Origin of the sequence: Aulosira sp. FACHB-615, from assembly GCF_014698045.1 — a bacterium.
Lineage (GTDB): Bacteria > Cyanobacteriota > Cyanobacteriia > Cyanobacteriales > Nostocaceae > Nostoc_B.
In genome coordinates this window covers 158,916-180,285 of the sequence record NZ_JACJSE010000007.1, presented here as the reverse complement: position 1 = coordinate 180,285, position 21,370 = coordinate 158,916, and the positions used below count along the sequence as shown (strand labels likewise).

Here is a 21,370-nt window from a genome sequence, read left to right as displayed (position 1 = left end):
CTAGTGTCTCTGACATTTAGTGCGGAGTACGTTTACGAAAAGCCTATATGGTTTGACTTAACACTAAAAGAAGACTCTTTTAGCTACAAGGAACACCATCTGGCGTACAGTCTCCTGTTTTGAAAGATTTGCCGCAACCGCAGGTACTAGTTGCATTAGGGTTGGTAAATTTGAAACCGCTTTCTACCACCCCTTCGACAAAATCAATCACGATTCCTTCTAATAAGGGCGCACTTTTGGCATCGACGTAAACCAACACACTACCTTGTTGGATTACTAAATCATCTGGTTGGGGTTGGCTGGTGACATCCATACCATATTCATAGCCATTGCAACCGCCACCTTTGACAGAGATTCGGATACCTTTAGTGCTATTCTCATCAGAACCGGAACCTCGCAGGAAAGCCCGCAAACGAAATTCTGCTTTTTCTGTTAAAGTAACAGTCATTCAATCTCCTAATCTGTAGCGATTGATTGTTCTAATCTAGAATTTGGGTTTTTTGTGATAATTGTCCTTTGTCATTAGGATGTGTTTCAAAAGTCTTAGATCCCCCCAACCCTCCTTAAAAAGGGGGGCTAAGAGCCTCTTAAAGTCCCCCTTTTTAAGGGGGATTTAGGGGGATCTAAAAAGTTCGCCAGTTAAACAAATAGTTTGAAAACATATTTGTAAATACAAATGACTAATGACAAAGGACAAAAATATTAAGTTGTAAAATTACTGGTGGTTTCCATTGATGGAGATTGCGAGTATCTCCAAGGTGCATTGTTACCGCATACTTGACAAGAGCGATCGCGGTATGAACGACGCTTGGCAAATTCCATCCGGTTGAAGTCTATTGTCAGCAATTGTGACAATAAAGGCTGACTAAACCCAGTAATCAGCTTGACTGCTTCCAGTGCTGTCAAACAAGCCAATGTCCCAGAAACGGCACCTAGCACGGAGAAACCACGCCGATCCCACTCAGGTTTTTCGGGAAACAGACAAGATAAACAAGGCGTGACACCGGGAATAATTGTTGTCAGGTAAGCTTCCATCCCATCCATTGCAGCTTCTACCATTGGTTTGCGCCAGCGCACACAAGCTGCATTCAACAAATCGCGTTCTGTAAAATTATGAGCGCAGTCCAGTGCCATATCTGCGGACTGTACCAAAGAATCTACATTTTCAGCAGTAACATAATCATGAACCGCTTCGATTTCAATATCAGGATTGATGGCTTGTAAGGTTTCTTTAGCCTTAAATACCCTTGGCTTACCAACCCAATCATCAGTCATGAGAATCTGACGATTCATATCATCAAGGCGTAAATCACCACCCCGGACGAGAATTAGTTTGCCAACGCCTGCTACTGCTAAGTAAAGCGCGGCTGTACCACCTAATCCCCCCACACCTGTAACCAATACTGTCGCTGACTTCAGGCGCTTCTGAGCCGCTTCGCCAAAATTCGGAAGCATCATTTGGCGACTATAACGTTCTAACTCGGTAGGAGTTAGGTTGATCACTATTTACCTCCTAATCAGAAGAGAGTTCTGTCAGCGTAATTACATTTTTGGGCTTGTCTTTAAAGACTTTGAACACCTTTTGTTCTTGGGGTGTTGATTCGAGAAATATCTCGTAAGCCTGTTGTAAAGCCAAGCAATATTGATTCAGTTTTTCTTCAGCAGTTAAATCAGCAGCTTGTTCGTCAATTTCTTGGATATATTGCGAGAACTTTTTCAATATATGGAGACGATTTACATTTACAACTTTTTGGTCGTAAGGTAATTCAAAGAATTTCAAAAATTCTTCGGCATCACTTAATTTTTTGAATTCTTCAATAGTTTTACTCATTTACCCTCCAATGCTGTTAGCTGCTGCTTTAGCTCATCCAGTTGCCGATATATTTCATAAGTTGCGGCTGCAACATCCATAAGTTGTTTGTAATCTGTTGGCAAACCTTCTGCTAAATCATGCAGATCCATTTTCATTTGACCTGCTTTGCTGTTGAGGCGTTTAATTTGAGTTTTCAATTCCTCGATGGTCATTTGTCATTTGTCCTTTGTCATTTGTAAATAAACATGAGTTTGATAAACCTCTCCCCAACCCCTCTCCGACGCGGAGAAGGGCAAAAATATTCTGCGTTTTCAAAGCCTCTCTCCCTGGGGGGGAGAGGTTTGGAGAGGGGTTTAAATAACGAATAACTAATGACTAATGACTAACGTTTAAATCTTGCCTACTTCTGGGAAGCGATTAACTAAATCCAATCCTTTTTGGACAAAAGTTTCGCCTTCTTCTGCTAACTTTTCGAGAGATTCAAAGCCGAAACGATGAGCATCTCTGAGAGTTTTTACTGTTAGCAAAAGCCGACCAGAAAATACTAAAGCCCAGCCGAAGCCCTCATGATTGATATTAATTACAACCTGAGAAATTAGATTGGTTTCTTGTTCAATTCTGGCAGCAACAGCACGGTAAAAAACTAATATCCGGGCTTGAGTTGCGGCATCGACTTCGCCTTCAATGGGGATTTCGCGTTTCTTTTTTTTGGGGACGACGAATGCTTTGAGGATTAATTCATCTGACCAATTACGGTAGAATCCGTAACTATCTTGCCCACGAATTTGGAGAACTAAAGCCTTAATGAAGGGAGAGTTTAAGGCTGCGAGACTAGTAGTGCCGTTAACAGTATTATCTGCGGTCATACAGTTGCTTCATTTTCAAGTTCATCTGTAAAACTTTTGGTTTTGGGTTGGAGAGCTTTCCGCAACCAAGGTGGAGGATTACCTTTAAGAGTTTGGACTAATTTAGTCAATAACTCTTCAATTTTTTCTTCTTCAGTGCGGGCTTTAACTGGGGTGACACCTTTCTTGATTAACTTAGCAGCAGCAGTTCCACCAATTGCTGTTACATAAACAATTGCACAGTCAACCAGTGCATCAAGTTTGGGTGTAATTTTATCTTCGTTACCATCTTCTTTTAGCTCACCCTCAAAGTTGAGAGTGTGTAAAAATTGATATCCTTCGCCATCGATTTCGTAGACATCAATTTCTCTCGCCCAGCCAAAGTGAGCATTGACATGAATGTGGTCACTGGTTGTAAAGGCAATTTTCATTCTGTTCTCCTACTTGTGTAGGGAGTGGGGAGTGGGGAGTGGGGAGTAGTAAATTTCTACTCCCAATTCCCTACTCCCAATTCCCCAATTACTAATCATTGAAAAAGTGTTTAACGCGCTCTTCTTCAGCTTCTAAAAAGAGGTTGCCAATGCCAAACAAAAGCTCCATCGTGCCGCGATAACCAACTTTTGTGAATAGACCATTTCCTAAACGGTCGTAGATGGGCAAACCTAAACGATAAAGAGGAATCGACAGACGTTTAGCGATCGCAGCCAGGTTAGAATTACCAATCACTAGGTCAGAACCTACTGCTAGTTCTTCAAAGTCTTCTAAATCGCCGATAGTAACGCTCTTGATGGGGAGTTTTTCGAGTAAAGGCGATCGCGTTGTGGTGACGGCCGCATGAATTTGACATCCCATCGATTGCAAGAAGCGCACTGTTCCCCAAAGTAAATCAGGCTCTAATGCTAGAGATACCCGTTTTGCACCAAAATAAAAGTGCGTATCGAGCATTGCATCTTGCAACTGGCGACGTTGGCGGCGGTATTTTTCGGGGACTGGGTTGCTGCTTAAAATTGATAATGCTTGCAAAAACTCATCTACTGGTTCTAAACCAGTCAATTCCCCAAACACTTCGTAGGGAATGTTGAACCGTTCATCGAGAATTTTGGCAGCACCCCGCATACTTTCACCCAAAGCGATGGTGAAAGCAGAACAACCTACTTGACGCAGTTGTTTGACACTTGTACCGCTACCTGTCACCGCACTATAGTTATCTTCCAAATGACCATCTAAAGAAGCGCCAAGGTCAGGTACAAAGATAGGTTCTAATCCAAAAGCGGTGACAATCTCTTTGATTTCTTGTAAATCGCCGGGAGTAAAAGCAGAACCAGCCAAAATTGTCACTTGTTCGCTTCTAATTCCGCCTGCTTGGGGAATTTCCTTAACAATGCTTTCTACAGCAGTGGCAAAACCATCTTGTAATGCACCTTTAAAATCTGGTGTTGGTGCAAAGATAACGGGGATGTGGTCTAATTCCCGATGGCGATCGCGGATATCCTTTAAGAAGCGTTCAATATCATCGCCTCTGGTTTCGGTTAATCCAGTGGTACACAAACCGATAATTTCTGGCTTGGCCTTTTCTACCAACGTCAGAAGCGCCTGTTCCACATTCTCTTCGCCACCCAAAATCGTAGTTACTTCAGTCATGGCTGTAGTGGCTAGGGGAATCGCTTCCCGAAAATGCCGTACAAGCACAACTTTGGCGAAGGCGGTACACCCTTGAGAACCGTGAAACAGAGGTATCATTCCCTTTAATCCCAAAAAGGCGAGGGATGCACCTAAAGCTTGGCTTTGTTTGAGGGGATTAACTGCAACTGATTTTTCGGGAACAGTAACGATCGCCATCTAAAATACCTCTTCTATTGAAGCAGAGAAAATATCTTCTGCTGACAAACTAAAATTATTTAAAGTCCCGGCTTCTTCATCCCAAGGCGCAGGTTTACGGATTTGACTCCAAATCGGGCTGTAGAGGGCTTCGTATAACTCCCTTGCCATCTCTAACATTCCCATATACCCAGCATACGGATGATGGCGTTCTTGGTTGATGTCAAGGAAAGGAATCCGCGCTTTCAGGGCTGTGTATTGGTTACGACCACCCGCAATTAACATATCAGCGTTGGAGTCACGTACCAATTGCAACAACTCCTGAGCATTGCCTTTTTCTAGCATGATGCCATCCGTACCGAGCAAGCGTTTGATTTTTGCCTTATCTTCTTCCGTACTCTTGCGGGTGCTAGTAGCCACAACTTCTATCCCCAAGTCCTTAGCGGCGGAGATAATAGACCAACTTTTCACACCGCCAGTATACAGAACTACACGCTTACCCTTGAGGCGGGCGCGATAGGGAGCCAAGGCGATATCCAAAGCCGCAGTTTCATCAGCAATTAGCTGTTCAGTCCGCGCTTGTAAATCAGGGTCGCCCAACTTCGCCGCCACATTCCGCAAGCAACGATTTATATCATCAATCCCATAAAAAGACTCTTCAATGTAGGGAATCCCATATTGCTCCTCCATCTTTCTCGCCATATTGAGCAAAGCCCGCGAACAAATCATCACGTTCAACTTGGCACGGTGAGCGTAACGAATTTCTTCATAACGAGCATCACCCGTGATTTTAGATAGTACGCGGATGCCTAATTTTTCAAATAAAGGCAGGACTCCCCACATTTCCCCGGCGATATTGTATTCGCCAATCAAGTTTATATCATAGGGGGTTGTGAACTCCGGTTCTGCTGTCCCGACAACATAATCTAATAAAGCTTCACCGCCAAAACGGTTGCCCAAATTCTTACTCCCAATAAATCCCGGCGCAATCACCGGGACAACCGGAGTCCCAATTTTTTCCGCCGCCGCCTTGCAAACAGCATTGATATCATCGCCAATCAAAGCCGTCACACAAGTAGCGTAGACAAACACAGCCTTGGGATTGTAACGCTGATGAATTTCTAAAATTGCCTTGTAAAGCTTCTTCTCACCACCGAAAATCACATCATTTTCCGTCATGTCGGTAGTGAAACCCGTCTTATAAAGTACAGGCCCAGAAGAGAGACTACCACGACTACCCCAAGAATTACCAGCACAGGCGATCGGGCCGTGAACCAAATGCGCCGCATCAGTAATTGGAACTAGAGCAATCATCGCCCCATCAAAAGCACAGCCACCTTGAGCCGCCCCAGGTTGCGCTTGTTGTGTACAAGACTTATTCTTCTTCTCGCCCTTCTTCTGCTGATTATGTTCGCATCCCGACTCATTCAGCAGTTCATTAACCTTCTTTTGGGTGTTCATCTCTCTTCCTCTGTGTTCTCCGCGCTACGCCAGTTCGCTCAAGTCGGGAAACCCTTTCGGCAGTCGCTCATGGGGGAAACCCCCAAGACCGCGCTACCTCACCACGCGACTGGCTCCTCTGTGGTTCGATAAAAATCCCATCTTCTCTGCTTGAGAAAAAACAGTTAACAATAATCACTTATATATTCACTAGACCTCTTTGCGTCTTTGCGCCTCTGCGTGAGACAAAAAAATATATATGCAAGAGGTCTACCGATTACTGTTAACTGTTAACTGATTACTGTCACAAAAACTTCCTGCAAAAATCTTCACTATACCTGACACACAATTCCCCATGTGCATCAGTAATTCATTTCTATAACATCGACTTTTACAAGAAACTTTAAAGTATGCTTGACTACCAATAACAAAAAACTTGCTTTCTGCTCCAAATACTCCTAAATTAATTGTGAAACTCTTTCTTTCCTCTCTTGGCGTACTTGGCGCACTTGGCGGTTCGTCAAAAAAGAATCCGTTCACAACTCACAAGGATTGCTATAACTTCCAGATAATAAGTAAATTAGCAAATATACCTTGTCACATCCTCACCACATTCATCAGCGAGGTAAGACAAAGCCCGAAAACGTAACCCAACAAACTCATCATAGAGAGGATTTAGCTTACACAAAGCCGGAATATGATAAGTCCGTCCAAATAAACTAATATTTCGCTCAAAAGGGCAACAGCAGGGAATAACCTGACAGATGAGATGAGCGAAGCGATTATTTTTAACATTAATTCCGTCCACAAAACGACGCAGAGGATTAAGTAGAGGAGACTTTTTATAGTTAGGTGGATGGTAATTAACGTGAGAATGAGCGTGATTGATGCTGTCCATGATAGAGAAAACGAATCAAGGGATAGGTAGGTTGAAAAAGTAAAAGGTAAAAAGTCAAAAGGCAAAAGAGTAAATTTCTTTGCCTTTTACCTTTTGACTTACTTAGCTGTTTTTAACAAACCAGCTTGTAGCAATTTCTAGCGAATCAAGTCGAAGGAGATATCGGTCTTACCAGTGATGTTGGTGCTGCGATCCATTTCATCCAACAGGGTGTTAACAACCCAGTTGAGGATATTTAGACCACCTTGGTAGCCAAGGGTAGCATAGCGGTGTAAGTGGTGGCGATCGAACAGAGGATAACCAATCCGCACCATTGGGATTTTGGTATCGCGCCACAGGTACTTACCGTAGGAGTTACCGATGAAGAAGTCTACAGGCTCAGTGAACAACAAAGAGCGTAAGTGCCACAAGTCTTTTTGAATCCAAACGGTAGCTTCTTTACCGAAGGGACTAGCAGCGAGAATAGCTTCCATTTCTTTCTTGAAAACTTCGTCGCCGTTGTTGCAGAGGATGTGTACAGGCTCTGCACCCATTTCTAACAAGAAGCTGGTGATAGAGATGATCAAATCAGGATCGCCATAGATAGCGAACTTCTTACCATGAATCCAAGCGTAGGAGTCTGTGATAGCATCAACTAAACGACCGCGATCAATTTCCAACTCTTCAGGAATCGCTTTACCAGTCAATTCAGCGATCGCAGTCAAGAACTCGTCAGTACCCTTAACACCGAAGGGACGCAGAACTTGTGTTTCTTGCTTCCACTGGGTTTTAATGTATTCGCGGGTCTTGGGAGTGGTGTAAGCTTGGAGAGCTACTGTTGCCTTAGCGTTGATAGAATCAGCAGCATCTTCCAGCTTGGTACCACCTGGGTACATATCGAATTCACCAGTGTTGGGTGAATCGAAGTAGTCGCTGCTGTCAGACAGAATGGTGTAGTCAACACCCATTGCATTCAACATCCGCTTAACTTCGCGGTTGTTACCAACGTATGTATCAAAACCAGGAATAATGTTGATTTTGCCATTGCTGGTAGCTTTTTTCTTGCCTTCTGTCAGGTTCAACAGAATTCCCTTCATCATGTTGTCGTAACCAGTGATGTGGGAACCTACGAAGCTAGGAGTGTGAGCAAAAGGTACTGGGAAATCTTGAGGAATAGAACCAGCATTCTTAGAGTTGGTGATGAACGCCCCTAAATCGTCACCTATTACTTCCGCCATACAGGTGGTGCAAACAGCAATCATCTTAGGCTTGTACAGTTGGTATGAAACTTGCATACCTTCAATCATGTTGTTCAAGCCACCGAATACTGCTGCGTCTTCTGTCATGGAAGAAGAAACTGCGGAGCAAGGCTCTTTATAGTGACGGCTGAGGTGTGTACGGAAGTAAGCCACACAACCTTGAGAACCTTGAACGAAGGGAAGAGTACCTTCAAAACCTAAAGCCGCGAACATTGCGCCTACAGGTTGACAACCTTTAGCGGGGTTAACGGTTAAAGCTTCACGAGCGAAGTTCTTTTCCCGGTAGTCCCAAGATTTTGTCCATTCAGAAACTCTTTCAACTTCTTCAGGAGGATGTGCGCCTTCAAAGTTCTTTCTCTTGTTTTCAAATAGCTCGGTGTATTCTGGCTGTTTGAATAGATCAACGTGGTCTACAATTCTTTCAGGATTCTGTGGCATTTGTCTATCTCTCTACGCTTGCTGGTTGGTGTAGTAATTGAAGTTTTGGGAGAGCCTGGGGACTTCGCTCCTCCCCTGGGGAGTCACGAGTGATGAATCATGAATAATGAATAAAAGTCTTCATCCAGCATTCAGCATTCACCATTCTTCCCTAGGTTCCTGGGGCGACAAACCCCAGGCTATCCGTTTGATTCTTGGGAATGAATTAAGCAGCAGCCTTAGCTTTAGTAGCAGCTTTCTTCCAAGGAGCGCCAATCAAGCTCCAAGTTGGGCTGTTGAGAGCTAAGTCCATATCACGAGCGAAGATAGCGAATCCGTCATAACCGTGATAAGGGCCGGAGTAATCCCAAGAGTGCATTTGACGGAAGGGAAGACCCATCTTTTGGAAGGCGTACTTCTCTTTAATACCGGAAGCGATTAAATCAGGCTTCTTAGCTTTAACGAATTCCTCGAATTCGTAGGCGGTAACGTCATCGTAAATGATGGTAGCGTTATCGATATAGTGGGTGGTACGTTTGTAGTCGTCGTTGTGAGCGAATTCGTAGCCTGTACCGACAACTTTGATACCCAAATCTTCAAAAGCGGGAACAACGTGGCGAGGACGTAGACCACCTACGTACAACATTACGGTGTTACCTTCCAAGCGAGGACGATACTTTTCAAGTACCGAATTCATCACTGGTGTGTACTTAGCGATGACTTTCTCAGCGTTTTCTTGAATCTTAGAGTCAAATTTAGCTGCAATTTCGCGTAAAGATGCAGCAATCTTGGTGGGGCCGAAGAAGTTGAATTCCATCCAAGGCATACCGTATTGTTCTTCCAAACTACGGCAGATGTAGTTCATAGAACGGTAGCAGTGGATCAGAACTAATTTAGCAGCAGGGCCTTGAATCAACTCGTTGAGTGTACCGTCACCAGACCACTGAGCAACAACACGCAAGCCCATTTCTTCTAATAACATCCGGCTTGCCCAAGCATCACCACCGATGTTGTAGTCACCGATTAATGCTACGTCGTAGGGGCTTGGCTCGAAGTCGATTGTGTTGTTTTTCTTAGCTTTGTCAAATTCAGGGAAAATCCAGTCACGGATAGCGTCGTTAGCGATGTGGTGGCCTAAAGACTGAGATACACCACGGAAACCTTCGCAACGTAGGGGTACAACTGGCTTACCAATTTGCTTAGAAGCTTTTTTAGCAACAGCTTCGATGTCATCCCCGATTAGACCGATGGGACATTCAGATTGAATGGAGATACCACGGCTGAGGGGGAAAAGAACTTCTAGTTCTTCGATGATTTTGGTGAGTTTTTTGTCACCACCGAATACGATGTCGCGTTCTTGGAAGTCGGAGGTGAAGTGCATAGTACCAAAAGAGTTGATACCTGTTACACCTACGTAGTAGTTACGACGACCAGACCAAGACCAGTAACCGCAACCTACTGGGCCGTGGCTGATGTGGATCATGTCCTTAATAGGCCCCCAAACCACACCTTTAGAACCTGCGTAAGCACAACCACGAGCGGTCATTACACCAGGAATGGATTTGATGTTAGACTTAACGCCGCAATCGGATTTGCTTTCTTCGTGGACGTTGAGGTGTTTTTCGCGTTTTTTGCGAGCTTTTTCGGGATAAGCTTGCAGAACTTCTTTAATTAGTTCCTTATTTTCATCTACAAGATTCTTGTTTTCTGGAGGTGTCATAGTCTGCCTCGGTAACAGTTAAAGATGGGGAAATCAGGGAAAAAAGGGAGAGGAGAAGAATGAAGGCTGAAGGCTAAAGCTGAATGAAGGGAATTTTCATACTTCACACTTCATACTTCATACTTTCCTTGACTCCTAATTAGGGAATTACTTACTTGGTAGCTTCTGCGGGCTTACCGATGATGTCTGCGTGCTTAGAATCGTCATCGAGAATACCGTATTCGATCAACAGTGCTTCTAGTTCATCCATCTCGATTGGTGTAGGAATGGTGAGCTTGTCGTTGTTGATGATCTTCTTAGCTAATGCACGGTATTCGTTACCTTGAATGCTGTCTGGTGCGTACTCGTTAACGGTCATCCGACGCAATTCAGCGTGTTGAACGATGTTGTCACGAGGTACGAAGTGAATCATTTGGGTGTTCAAACGTTCAGCCAAGTTTTCGATCAGTTCAGCTTCACGGTCAACTTTACGGCTGTTACAAATTAAACCACCTAAGCGTACACCACCGGAGTGAGCATATTTCAAAATACCACGAGCGATGTTGTTTGCAGCGTACATCGCCATCATTTCACCAGAGGTAACGATGTAGATTTCTTGTGCTTTACCTTCACGGGAAAGAGCAGTGATATGCTCTTAATAGCTTAAAATGTTCATTTTTAACAATGTTTGCTGTCATCAATGTCAATGATGGACAGTTTTTTTATTAGGGTAAATATAGGGTATGAACAGAACACAGGAAGCATTTGCCGATTTTCAACAAACAGCCATCACTGATGGAGGATATTTAGGCAGAATGCAAGCAGTCACAAATCAAGAAAATCACCTGGCGGAAAAATTGGCAATCGAGTTAAAGGCGGTCAATGCTAGACTAAAAGCTGCTAGGGTCAATGTTTCCGTCAGAAAATCTGGTAAAGCACTACAACTGAGAACTACCCTACCCATTAAACCAGGAGATATTGATAAGAACGGTATAGGAACAAAGCAATACGACATTTCTTTGGGTATTCCGTTTAATTTTGATGGATTAAATACTGCGGAAGAAGAAGCCCATGAGTTAGGAAAGCTAATAGCAAGAAAACAATTTCAATGGAATGATAAATACTTAGGCAAAACGCACAAAAAAACTATAGGAAAAACAATTGGTGATTTGATTGCAGATTTCGAGAATAATTATTTCCAAACTCGAAAACGTACTTTGAGAAGTGAAAATACATTTAATAGTTATCGCTATATTGCTCAAACGCATTTGCCCAAGGATAAACTAGCAAACAATGCCAATTTTATTGAAGCTGTAAACTGTTGTAATTCATCTGATAGTGTCAAAAATGAGTTAATTAAAGTTATTAGGGTTTTGTGTAAGTGTTCTGGTTTGGAAGTTCCAGAATTAAGTAATCTGAAAATAAAACCTAGTTCTACCCGCAAGCGTGATATACCTACTGATGCAGAAATAGAACAGGAATATCTCAAGTTTGAGAATTATGCCCTGAATCGTCCCAGTAAATTGCTGACAAGGGAAGATAGAAGTAATTGGAAGTTATGGCGTTGGGTATATGGAATGTTAGCTACCTATGGATTAAGACCTAGAGAAATTTTTCTCAATCCTGATTTAGATTGGTGGTTATCATCAGATAATACAATGAATACTTGGCGTGTGAATGAAGAATGTAAAACAGGGGAAAGGGAAGCTTTACCTTTATATCCCCGTTGGGTGGAGATTTTTAATTTAAAAACAGATACAGAAGCAATTGAGTTACTAAAAGCGAAGATTATAGATAAAATTTCCAGTAAACAAATCAATTCTGCTCGGCATGGTACAGATAGATGGTTTAGATTTGTCGGTATTCCTTTTCAACCCTATGATTTACGCCATGCTTGGGCAATTCGGGCGCATTTAATGGGAATACCAATTAAAGCTGCTGCTGATAATTTGGGTCATTCTGTGAATATGCACACATCCATTTATCAAAAATGGTTCAGTTTGGAAAATCGCAAGGTTGCTATTGAAGAGGCGATTAAGAAAAAGTCTAAGGTGCAAGAATTACAAGATATGGTGATTGAACTTCATCAGGAAAATGAGAAATTGAGATTAGAAAATGAGAAATTGCGGTTACAAATAGAAAATCAAGAGTTAATACGGATAATAAATTAAATATGTATCGGGCAAGCCAAGTTCCGATATAATTGTTGGTAACGGGGTTAATTTTTTATGGCAAATATCCAAAGGAATAAATCAAATAAATTTAAGATAAGGAATTTTATTAATTATGCCTTATAGTCAATTTACTAATATTAGTAAGGTTAAAGAAGCTTTTGGGCTAAAAACACAGGAAGGCGGACGTTTTATTCCTGAAATCGATAAAATCGAGGTATCGACTACGTTAAAGGCGTATCTGGAAGAAAGTATACCACTTGCTTCTTCTGCTAGTGAAAAAGCACGTTCAGAAGGTATTATTTATCCAATATTGTTAGAAGTAAGAAGGATATTAAATCGGCAAATTAGCTTATTTTCGGGTGAAGATTTTACAGTTGATGAATCAGTTGGACTTAATGGAATGTGTGATTTTTTATTAAGTCGTTCCACTGAAGTATTAGAAATAGAAGCACCTGTACTTGTACTTGTTGAAGCAAAAAAGGCTGATTTAAGAACTGGGTTTGGACAATGTATTGCAGAGATGGTGGCTGCACAAAGATTTAATGCAGCAAAAAATCGTTCAATTGCGACTATTTATGGTTCGATTAGCAGTGGTACACAGTGGCGATTTCTCAAGCTAGAAAATGATTTAGTAACTATCGATTTGCTAGATTATCCCCTCCCACCAGTGGAAGAGATTGTGGGTATGTTAGTTTGGATGCTGCAAAATGGATGATAGATGTTAGCTTAATAAAAATCTGTAACCTGAACTGAATCTATGACCATACAAATTAGTATTGAACTGCCAAATGATGTGTTTTCTGCTCTCCGCAGTAACCCAGAAACTTTTGTTCAGGAAATGCGTTTAGCTGCGGCTGTCAAATGGTATGAGGTTGGGATGCTTTCTCAATCTAAAGCTGCGGAAATTGCTGGAGTGAGTCGCCATCAGTTTCTAGAAGCATTGCATCGCTATAATGTTTCACCTTTCCAAGTAACTCCCGAAGAATTAGCCGAGGAGTTAGAGCGTGACTAGACGATGGGTTGTAAATTCTTCGCCATTGATTGTACTTACTAAGATTAATCAGGTTCATCTGCTGTTTGAACTCTGCGATGAAGTTATTATTCCTAGTGGTGTGGTTCGGGAAATCTGCGTTGCACCAGATAATGACCCGGCAAAACTCTGGATTTTGAATGAAGGATCTGGCTATGTTCGAGATGTAGAACAAATTGAACCCATGATTGCAGCATGGGATCTTGGTTTGGGAGAAAGTCAAGTTCTTACCTGGATACATAACAACCCAGGCTATGAAGCAATTTTAGACGATCGCGCTGCAAAAATAGCCGCACTTGCTTTAGGGATGCTGACCAGGGGAACTTTAGGTGTGATTTTACTAGCGAAACAAAAAGGTAGGGTAGAAGCTGCTAGACCAATTTTTGAACAACTGATTCAGGTGGGATTCAGAGTGAGTACACAAGTTTTAGAGTCAGCACTTAGGCTCGTAGGTGAGTAGTGCGATCGCTTTCCATCCTAGTTGATTTTTCCTCTTATCTAATTTTTTCGCCACAATCAGATGTATTTCTTGTCCATCCTTCAACTGACTAGCTAACTCAGGTGAAACAAAAGCATCTCCAACAAAACCAAATCCATTTGGATGTAACCGCAAAACGCCAACCACAAGAGAAATATTTTCTGTTTGGCGAAAAGAAACTGCAAATATTTGGTACGGATTAATGCGATCGCGGTGTCTTGCACATATCATTTCTATAGACATTCCAGGTTTCATAGTTTGTATAACCGGAAAATCAGTGTATGTGAGTGTAAATTGCTTTTGTGGATTTAAGTAAATAAAAGCTTTTCCTTCGTGATGGTGATCAACAATTCCATAGATACGCTCTAACTGATCAAAATGAATACCTGACTGACGTTTTTCCATCAAAACTACAGTTCGATGTTCATCAGTTTCATCAACGGTTACTGTGACTGGCTCACCGATTTCAAGATTTACGTTATTGAGCAACCCTCGTGCTGGACTGGCTAATTCTTGAGAACATCTGTTAGATAATAACCCAAATTTGGCCATTTGCTTACCACTTTGGGTTGTAAATATACCAAGGAAGTTAGCACTATAACGTGGACAATTTACCCAAATTACTTTCTCTGCATCAGCAGCTAAGTCTAATAAAACTTCTTTTGCAGAGATAATAACTTTTGCCTGTGAGTACCAATCAGCCTCTAATAACTCACGCAGCGACTGAGGAATTTTCCATTGGTTCTGATTACGAGTAGTAAAAGCTTGATCAGCAGCCCATTTTGCTAAGGATATTTTACCTTCATGAGCAGCAAGTCGGCTGAGATCCTCAAAGACACCAACACCAAAATTCAAATCATTACAAGTTAAGCAAGCTTTTGCATAAAGAGCCAAGGCTAGTGAGGTATCAGAATTTTCTACAACCTTACCCAACGCACGCCAAGCCCAAAATTCATTACGTTTTACTTGAATAAATGATAGCAAAAGAGTTTTAGCTTCTTCTAATCGACCTAACTGTTTCAGTAATAAAGCTTTATGATAGTGCAACCATTCAGGCTTTTGAACTTCTGCTTGCAAAAGTGCATTATTGATTAGTAAGATGGAAAACTCTTGCAGATCAGAATCTCCTTTCCAACCTTGAGCAATTTTTCCTGTTTCCCTTGCTGCTTTTTCAATCAAAGGTTCAAATATCTTATCGCTTTGCTTTTCTACACGGTAGTCTTCTATCCTGAAACTTTCAATCCCAGCCCACTGCATAAACTTGGGAAAAAATTCTAGCTCCTTTGGAAACCTAATAGTTTGAGCCAATAAAAGACTAAAAAGAAGATCAGGTCGAGATAGTTTGAGAGCCGCATACTTTCTGAGAATTTGCCTAATCTCTTCACTGTGCTTTTCACTAATGGTTGTTTTAGGTTGATGTGCTAAATTAACTATATTTTTGATTTTTTCATAAAGAACCCAGCCAATACTATTACGTAATTTTTCATCTTCTGGATATTCTTTCAGTAGCTCATATCCTCTTGAATAAGCTTCTTCTAAACACCCTTCTTTTCTTAAAGCTGTAACTTCTTGATATGGTTGCATGACTAAATTTCCAAGGCTATACGAACCGCTTCCATAATTTCATTGTTTGAATATTTCAATGGAGATAACCTTGTTATAAATCCATCTCCATCATAGGTAATTTTTAATTTTAGATTACTATTTTTTGAAGTTAAGTAATAAATCTCTTCATAATTATTATGCTCTATTGCTTGAATTAAAATTTTATATTTATCTAATTTATTCTGGATTAATTTATATATATCTTGTTGAATTTTAGTAGCACATACAATTTCCGATGAAATAAAATTACGTACTTTCTCGGCAAAATCAGGAGGATCAGACTTTATTGTTTCGGCTCTACTGATTTGATATTTTCCATTATAATAAAAGCGTATTGAGCAATATGCTGTGACGTTTTCTGCCTCAAAACTATAAATTTCCTGGTAATTGTGATGATTGTAAGATGTGATTTTGATACCTTGAGCATCTAACTTCTTTTTGATATACCAATAAAAATTTCTCAACGCTACTTCTGGAATATCAAACTCTATAATATTCTCTATACCTATTTCAGCATTAGGATCAAACTCTATAAAATTACAGGGATAAATAGAATCAATCTTGCTATTACTAGCATCCCATATTGCTCTGTCAAAAGGTGTTATTGAGGGAATATTTGATAAAATTAGTTTATCATTGGCTATAGAAAACAAAGTATAAACCCAACGAAAATAAGTCTCATTTGTTTTTCCTTGATTAGTATCCATATTTGCAATTACAGTCCTAAATTTCTGCCCTTGCGCTCGATTAACTGTTAGTGCATATCCAAATCTCAACTGTGCTGCGTTCAAGTAAGGATCACCTCGCAAAAAATTAGCTAAAGCAACTGACTCTTCATAGTCTGATTCTTCTATGTTTGTTGTTTCTAAATTCTGCAACTGCTTAAACCTTGTCTTTGCAGAAATGTAAAGTGCTAAAAGAGTATCTTTATCTATTTCAGGTTTTTCAGCGTATAAATAGTCTTTTAAGCACAGAAACTCTATCTCTTGATTATTATGAAGTAAGCGTACTCGAAGATGAATAAAGTTAACTTTAATTGGCTCATCTCTCCCTTTGAGGGGTTGTATTAATGGCTGAATATCTTCTTTAATTTTTATAACTTCTGCGAAAGAATCATTTGGAACATAAATTGAACTATCTGGAATATCATCATTTTTCACAAAAAAACTATTATGGATATTAACGATGTCTCCACAGGCTATATTATGATCCCTTTGAAAAAATTTTTGCCGAATCCAATTATTAATTTCGTTTACTTTTACATGAGAGTAAGCTAAAAACTTAGTGGAGTTTGATTCTTGGTCAAACAAAGACGTTACTAATTTATACTTCTCCTCTTTTTCTTTTGGTGATGCTAGACACTGTAAATTATCTGTCATTATATGAAGATAATTAAAATTTTTATCTCTTATGCTACTTGCGACTTCTAAAGAATTTTTAATAAGCAAACTATTCTGATTTTCAGGAGCAATATACTCAAGATAAACTGTTTTGACTGGACAACCAGTAATAGCGGTTACACGTTCAGAACATAAAGCTGATTCATCAATTTTACCCCGTGTGATTTGAAATGGATCACCAATGAAAATAATTTGTCTATTTGAATTATTGAGGTCAAGAAAATTACATAAATCCGTAAGAAGTTGTCCACTACCATAACGCCTAAGATTAGCTTCAAAATTTGCGTCAGAAATTAAATGACTATCACCAATAATATACAAATGTCTGTCATTATTTCGATTTTCAATTAATTCATAAATAATTTTATCTTGTTTGATTTTAGGATTTCCTGAATAAATACAAGTATAAATACTCTCTGCTTCTGAAACAGGATACTGGGAAGCTATACGACGGTTTGGTGCTAAAAGTGAATAATTTCTCCCTTGCCTTAAGGCTTGATGAGCAATAACTTTGAAGAATGCTTCTAATCCAGTTCCAATCATTCCACTCAGAATTAAAATTTTTTCTGAGGATTCCAAAAATTTGTTAATTTGTGACAGAGGAGATTGGAGATATTCTGGTAATTCTATCTCTGGAATATTATCGTCTTTAAACTGAGGGGTAACAGCTTTATAACCTCTTCCTATTGGGATATACTCAGGAATGCTAAAAAATGACACTATTGTTTCTAAATCGTGATGAGTCAGATCAATTTCACGACTAGTGATTTGTGCCATTCGTTCCGTCACATGATCAATATCAACTATATGAAACCAGGGGGAGATTGTACCTGGTAACTGTAATTCATCAAAAATGATAGGTTTATGAAATAATGCTAACCCAGATATATGTCCAAAATTTGGTTGTCTACCGGATGGTAAGTTAAGTCTTCCTTTCAGAAAATCAAGCAATGCAAACTTATTATGTCTAATCTGCAAATAGGGATTTTCTTTATTCCCTCCTTTAATTTCCACATTATCTGCAAACCATTTTCCATTTTCAGAAAAATGGATATTTCCTCCATAGTCTTTAAAGTCGATGACGGTAATACTTTTCCTTTTCAAAATAGCCGCATCTATTTCAGAACCATTACAGTAAAAGTTTCCCAGTAGGATTAACAGTTCTTCTGAATCAGCCCAGTTTTGTTTTAATTCTTTCAGCAACGCATCAAAGATACGGTTTTCATGCGTTGTCTCAAAAGGTTGTGTGCGATAAGTACGGATAACCATTTATAAAAGCAAGTTTTCGGGAAAACACTAATAGCCTAAGTATTATACAAGTATAACTTCTATTGTAATAACTCATGCGTAAGTTATACAGATTGTGTAACTTATTCATCAAAAATCATGTATTACTATTGACGTAAGGGATAATATAGGGTAGACAAAAGAATATAATCAGACAAATAACTAGTTTATTAAACTTTTTCCAGGGAAAAAATAGGGCGGGAAAAATCAAAGTTATAACTCAATTGCATCATCAACAACTTTAGCAAACACAGCTTTACCTTCACGGATAGGCATAGCGAAACCACCACATACAACGTCACCTAATACGTCGTAGGAAACGAAGTCTAGGTCTTGGTAAGCGCCGTTTTCTTCTAAGAAGTTAATGGCGGTGATGATACCACGACCAGCGCAACCTACACCGGGTTCTGGACCACCAGACTCTACGCAACGAACACCACGGAAACCGGTGAGCATTACTTCTTCGAGTTCGAGGTCTTCTACTGCGCCGCGTTCAGCAGCCAAGTGTAACACGGTGGTTTGAGCTTTGGCATGGAGCATCAAACGGGTGGAGTCTGCTTTAGGGTCGCATCCTACGATCATGATGCGTTGACCCATTTCTGCCATAGCTGCCAGGGTGTTTTGGGAGGTGGTAGATTTACCGATACCGCCTTTACCATAGAAAGCTATCTGTCTGATTCTTTCGTCAGTCATGGTTCTCTTTTCCTACAATTGGTTGGTTAGTGGGTCTTTGTTTTTGTTTGAGAATCTCACGCCTGTTGAGCTATGGCTGTGAGTGGTTGTAGAACGCCGCCGGTGGCGATCGCTCTACCGAAAATCGCGTTAGCATAATGTACATTCGGTTGGTTATGAAGTTGTGAAAGTTCTTTTGGTTGTCATTTGTCCTTCGTTATTCGTCATTTGTATTTCCCTAATGACCAATGACTAATGACAAATGACCATTGATTTAGACTGCTTCTACTACAATGTCTTTGCTGATGCGATCGCGCAGTCTGGACTCAATCGCTATCTTTAAGGTGGCGGTGCTGCTGGGACAAGAACCGCAAGCACCTTTGAGGATGACTTTAACAGTGTTTCCTTCGATGTCGTACAGTTCTACATCTCCGCCGTCTGCAATCAGGACGGGTCTAACTTCTTCGTCGAGAACTTTTTGAATTAAGGCAATCTTTTGAACGTTTGTTAGTGGTCTTGTGGCTGTGGCTATTTGACCTAATTTAAGAATTTCTGGAGCTTTTATGCCGTTAATGCTGTTTTTACTGGCTGTGGCGACTTCCTGCTCTACATCTTTAATAATATCATCAATTTTTGTTAAACAGGAACCGCATCCGCCACCAGCTTTGACATAATTTGTTACCTGCTCCGCAGTCGTAAGGTTATTTTCTTTCACTACGCGGCGAATTTTTGTATCAGTGATACCAAAGCAGGAGCAAATTAAAACGCCTTCATCATCGTCATCATGGGCAGCCAAAGGAATGCCACGATAATTATAAATTGCGGCTTCTAGGGCTTCTTGACCCATAACTGAGCAGTGCATTTTGGCTTCAGGTAAGCCACCAAGGTAATTGGCAATATCTTTATTAGATACCTTCAAGGCTTCATCTAAAGTCAAACCCTTAACCATTTCGGTCAATGCACTCGAAGAAGCGATCGCACTGGTACAGCCAAAGGTTTGGAAACGTGCATCCAGAATCTTATCAGATTCTACTTCTACTTTCAGGTGGAGTCTTAAAGCATCACCGCAGGCGATACTTCCTACTTCTCCCGTTGCAACCTTAACTCCAGGTTCACCCGTTTCTTCGATGACTCCCTGATTCTTGGGATCGTAAAACAGTTCTAATACTTTATCTGTGTAGTCCCACATATTTTAAGTGCTGAGTGCTGAGTGCTGAGTTGGGTAGGGGAGTGGGGAGTAGTGAGTGGGGAGTGGTGAAAATATATTTGATTTCCCAACTCTCGTTAGGGGGTGATGAGTAGTAAATTCTTTACCCAACTCCCTATTCCCAACTCCCTACTCCCTATTTACTTACCGATGTGCCAGTGTTTGTTCTTGAGATTGCAGCCAACCTGCGTCGTCGTTTTTGAATGGCGACAGAGCGCGGAGACGTTCTACAATTTCGGGCATGACTTCAATGACGCGATCGATTTCAGCGTCGGTGGTGTAGCGACAAAGGCTGAAGCGAATGGAACCATGCAAAGTAGTGTATGGTAAACCCATTGCCCGGAGAACGTGGGATGGTTCTAGTGAACCGGAGGTGCAAGCGGAACCAGATGAGGCACAGATATTGTGTTTATTTAACAAAAGTAGGATTGCTTCACCTTCGATATATTTAAAACCGATGTTGGTGGTGTTGGGCAATCTATTTTTGATATCGCCGTTAACTTCACAATCAGGGATTTTAGCGAGGAGAGTTTGTTCCAGGCGATCGCGCAACTTTCTTTCTCTCGCAGTTGCTTCTTCTAAATGCAGCAATTCCAACTCGGCTGCTTTCCCTAAACCAACGATACCAGGAACATTCTCTGTACCCGCGCGGCGACCGCGTTCTTGGTGTCCACCAATCAACAGGGGACGGAATCTCACGCCTCGGCGCACATACAACGCGCCAATACCTTTGGGTGCGTGAATCTTATGACCAGACATAGTTAACATATCTACTGTACTGGTCTTCATGTTCAGGGGAATCTTACCCACTGCTTGCACTGCATCGACGTGGAACAGTGCGCCGCGTTCTTTGACGCGCAATCCAATCTGCTCAATCGGGAAAATCGTACCTGTTTCGTTGTTAGCATACATGATGCTCACCAAGGCGGTATTCCCAGTCAGAGAGGCTTCTAGTTCATCTAGATCCAACTGTCCCTGACTATTCACCGAAAGATAAGTAACACTATAACCTTGGGTTTCTAATTGTTTGCAGACATTCAGCACCGCCGGATGTTCTACTTGGGTGGTGATGATGTGGCGCTTTTCGGGCTGGGCTAACAAAGCGGCGCGAATGGCTGCGTTATCTCCCTCGGTTCCACAACTGGTAAAAACAATTTCTGATTCATCTGCACCTAAGAGGGCGGCTAGTTGTTCCCTGGCTGTTTTCACTGCTTTAGCCAGTTGACCGCCAAAGGTGTGCATACTTGAGGGGTTGGCATAATATTCGGTTAAATAAGGCATCATTGCCTCTAAAACCTGTGGGTCTACCTTAGTAGTCGCATTATTATCTAGATAAATGACGCTCATTA

At 41.1% G+C, this 21,370-nt stretch carries 20 protein-coding genes and 1 pseudogene; 4 read left to right on the top strand and 17 right to left on the bottom strand.

What is annotated here, in order from left to right; genetic code table 11:
* Window positions 1–79 precede the first annotated feature (79 nt).
* The 12 genes and pseudogenes from H6G77_RS14180 to nifH all read right to left on the bottom strand — a co-directional run.
* Window positions 80–448: an iron-sulfur cluster assembly accessory protein gene (locus H6G77_RS14180; protein ID WP_190589853.1), complete on the bottom strand. Its 369-nt coding sequence runs from the start codon at window positions 446–448 to the stop codon at window positions 80–82.
* A 254-nt stretch (window positions 449–702) separates the two neighbouring features.
* Window positions 703–1,503 (bottom strand): ThiF family adenylyltransferase, encoded by an 801-nt coding sequence (locus H6G77_RS14175; protein WP_190589854.1) that lies wholly within the window; start codon window positions 1,501–1,503, stop codon window positions 703–705.
* Between the two features lie 10 nt (window positions 1,504–1,513).
* A complete protein-coding gene (nifW, locus tag H6G77_RS14170) occupies window positions 1,514–1,831 on the bottom strand; it encodes a nitrogenase-stabilizing/protective protein NifW (RefSeq protein ID WP_190589855.1) in 318 nt (105 codons plus the stop codon).
* The gene (locus tag H6G77_RS14165; protein WP_190589856.1) at window positions 1,828–2,025 is read right to left on the bottom strand and encodes a CCE_0567 family metalloprotein; all 198 of its coding nucleotides are present in this window, start codon (window positions 2,023–2,025) and stop codon (window positions 1,828–1,830) included. The genes nifW and H6G77_RS14165 overlap by 4 nt, the downstream gene beginning before the upstream one ends.
* Before the next feature lie 177 nt (window positions 2,026–2,202).
* Complete coding sequence (locus H6G77_RS14160) at window positions 2,203–2,679, bottom strand: NifX-associated nitrogen fixation protein (protein ID WP_190669941.1); 477 nt, start codon at window positions 2,677–2,679, stop codon at window positions 2,203–2,205.
* Window positions 2,676–3,089 (bottom strand): nitrogen fixation protein NifX, encoded by a 414-nt coding sequence (gene nifX, locus H6G77_RS14155; protein ID WP_190589858.1) that lies wholly within the window; start codon window positions 3,087–3,089, stop codon window positions 2,676–2,678. The genes H6G77_RS14160 and nifX overlap by 4 nt, the downstream gene beginning before the upstream one ends.
* Window positions 3,090–3,180: 91 nt before the next feature.
* Window positions 3,181–4,497: a nitrogenase iron-molybdenum cofactor biosynthesis protein NifN gene (nifN, locus tag H6G77_RS14150; protein ID WP_190589859.1), complete on the bottom strand. Its 1,317-nt coding sequence runs from the start codon at window positions 4,495–4,497 to the stop codon at window positions 3,181–3,183.
* Window positions 4,498–5,937 (bottom strand): nitrogenase iron-molybdenum cofactor biosynthesis protein NifE, encoded by a 1,440-nt coding sequence (nifE, locus tag H6G77_RS14145; RefSeq protein ID WP_190871882.1) that lies wholly within the window; start codon window positions 5,935–5,937, stop codon window positions 4,498–4,500.
* A 559-nt stretch (window positions 5,938–6,496) separates the two neighbouring features.
* Window positions 6,497–6,814 carry a Mo-dependent nitrogenase C-terminal domain-containing protein gene (locus H6G77_RS14140; protein ID WP_190589861.1) on the bottom strand — a complete coding sequence of 106 codons (318 nt, stop codon included), beginning with the start codon at window positions 6,812–6,814 and terminating at the stop codon, window positions 6,497–6,499.
* A 137-nt stretch (window positions 6,815–6,951) separates the two neighbouring features.
* Complete coding sequence (gene nifK / locus H6G77_RS14135) at window positions 6,952–8,490, bottom strand: nitrogenase molybdenum-iron protein subunit beta (RefSeq protein ID WP_190871881.1); 1,539 nt, start codon at window positions 8,488–8,490, stop codon at window positions 6,952–6,954.
* Between the two features lie 205 nt (window positions 8,491–8,695).
* Complete coding sequence (gene nifD / locus H6G77_RS14130) at window positions 8,696–10,189, bottom strand: nitrogenase molybdenum-iron protein alpha chain (protein WP_190589863.1); 1,494 nt, start codon at window positions 10,187–10,189, stop codon at window positions 8,696–8,698.
* 151 nt (window positions 10,190–10,340) lie between these two features.
* Window positions 10,341–10,802, bottom strand: a pseudogene (gene nifH / locus H6G77_RS14125) (nitrogenase reductase); the annotation flags it as partial.
* Window positions 10,803–10,911: 109 nt separating this feature from the next.
* On the opposite strand from nifH, the gene H6G77_RS14120 reads away from it, so the two are divergent.
* The 4 genes from H6G77_RS14120 to H6G77_RS14105 all read left to right on the top strand — a co-directional run bounded on the left by H6G77_RS14120 (window position 10,912) and on the right by H6G77_RS14105 (window position 13,832).
* Window positions 10,912–12,339, top strand: coding sequence for an integrase (locus H6G77_RS14120; protein ID WP_190871880.1), 1,428 nt, complete (start codon window positions 10,912–10,914; stop codon window positions 12,337–12,339).
* A gap of 115 nt (window positions 12,340–12,454) precedes the next feature.
* The gene (locus H6G77_RS14115) at window positions 12,455–13,057 is read left to right on the top strand and encodes a hypothetical protein (RefSeq protein ID WP_190669949.1); all 603 of its coding nucleotides are present in this window, start codon (window positions 12,455–12,457) and stop codon (window positions 13,055–13,057) included.
* 42 nt (window positions 13,058–13,099) lie between these two features.
* Window positions 13,100–13,354 carry a UPF0175 family protein gene (locus H6G77_RS14110; protein ID WP_190669951.1) on the top strand — a complete coding sequence of 85 codons (255 nt, stop codon included), beginning with the start codon at window positions 13,100–13,102 and terminating at the stop codon, window positions 13,352–13,354.
* A complete protein-coding gene (locus H6G77_RS14105) occupies window positions 13,347–13,832 on the top strand; it encodes a DUF3368 domain-containing protein (RefSeq protein WP_190871879.1) in 486 nt (161 codons plus the stop codon). The genes H6G77_RS14110 and H6G77_RS14105 overlap by 8 nt, the downstream gene beginning before the upstream one ends.
* On the opposite strand, the gene H6G77_RS14100 is transcribed toward H6G77_RS14105, so the two are convergent.
* The 5 genes from H6G77_RS14100 to nifS all read right to left on the bottom strand — a co-directional run bounded on the left by H6G77_RS14100 (window position 13,806) and on the right by nifS (window position 21,368).
* The gene (locus H6G77_RS14100; protein WP_190871878.1) at window positions 13,806–15,434 is read right to left on the bottom strand and encodes a DUF7017 domain-containing protein; all 1,629 of its coding nucleotides are present in this window, start codon (window positions 15,432–15,434) and stop codon (window positions 13,806–13,808) included. The two genes, H6G77_RS14105 and H6G77_RS14100, sit on opposite strands and share 27 nt — an antisense overlap.
* A 2-nt stretch (window positions 15,435–15,436) precedes the next feature.
* Complete coding sequence (locus H6G77_RS14095) at window positions 15,437–18,124, bottom strand: nuclease-related domain-containing protein (RefSeq protein WP_190871877.1); 2,688 nt, start codon at window positions 18,122–18,124, stop codon at window positions 15,437–15,439.
* A 231-nt stretch (window positions 18,125–18,355) separates the two neighbouring features.
* A complete protein-coding gene (locus H6G77_RS14090) occupies window positions 18,356–18,835 on the bottom strand; it encodes an AAA family ATPase (RefSeq protein WP_277880572.1) in 480 nt (159 codons plus the stop codon).
* A gap of 253 nt (window positions 18,836–19,088) precedes the next feature.
* Window positions 19,089–20,003: a Fe-S cluster assembly protein NifU gene (gene nifU / locus H6G77_RS14085; RefSeq protein WP_190589865.1), complete on the bottom strand. Its 915-nt coding sequence runs from the start codon at window positions 20,001–20,003 to the stop codon at window positions 19,089–19,091.
* Window positions 20,004–20,165: 162 nt separating this feature from the next.
* Window positions 20,166–21,368, bottom strand: coding sequence for a cysteine desulfurase NifS (nifS, locus tag H6G77_RS14080; RefSeq protein ID WP_190589866.1), 1,203 nt, complete (start codon window positions 21,366–21,368; stop codon window positions 20,166–20,168).
* Between the last annotated feature and the right edge of the window lie 2 nt (window positions 21,369–21,370).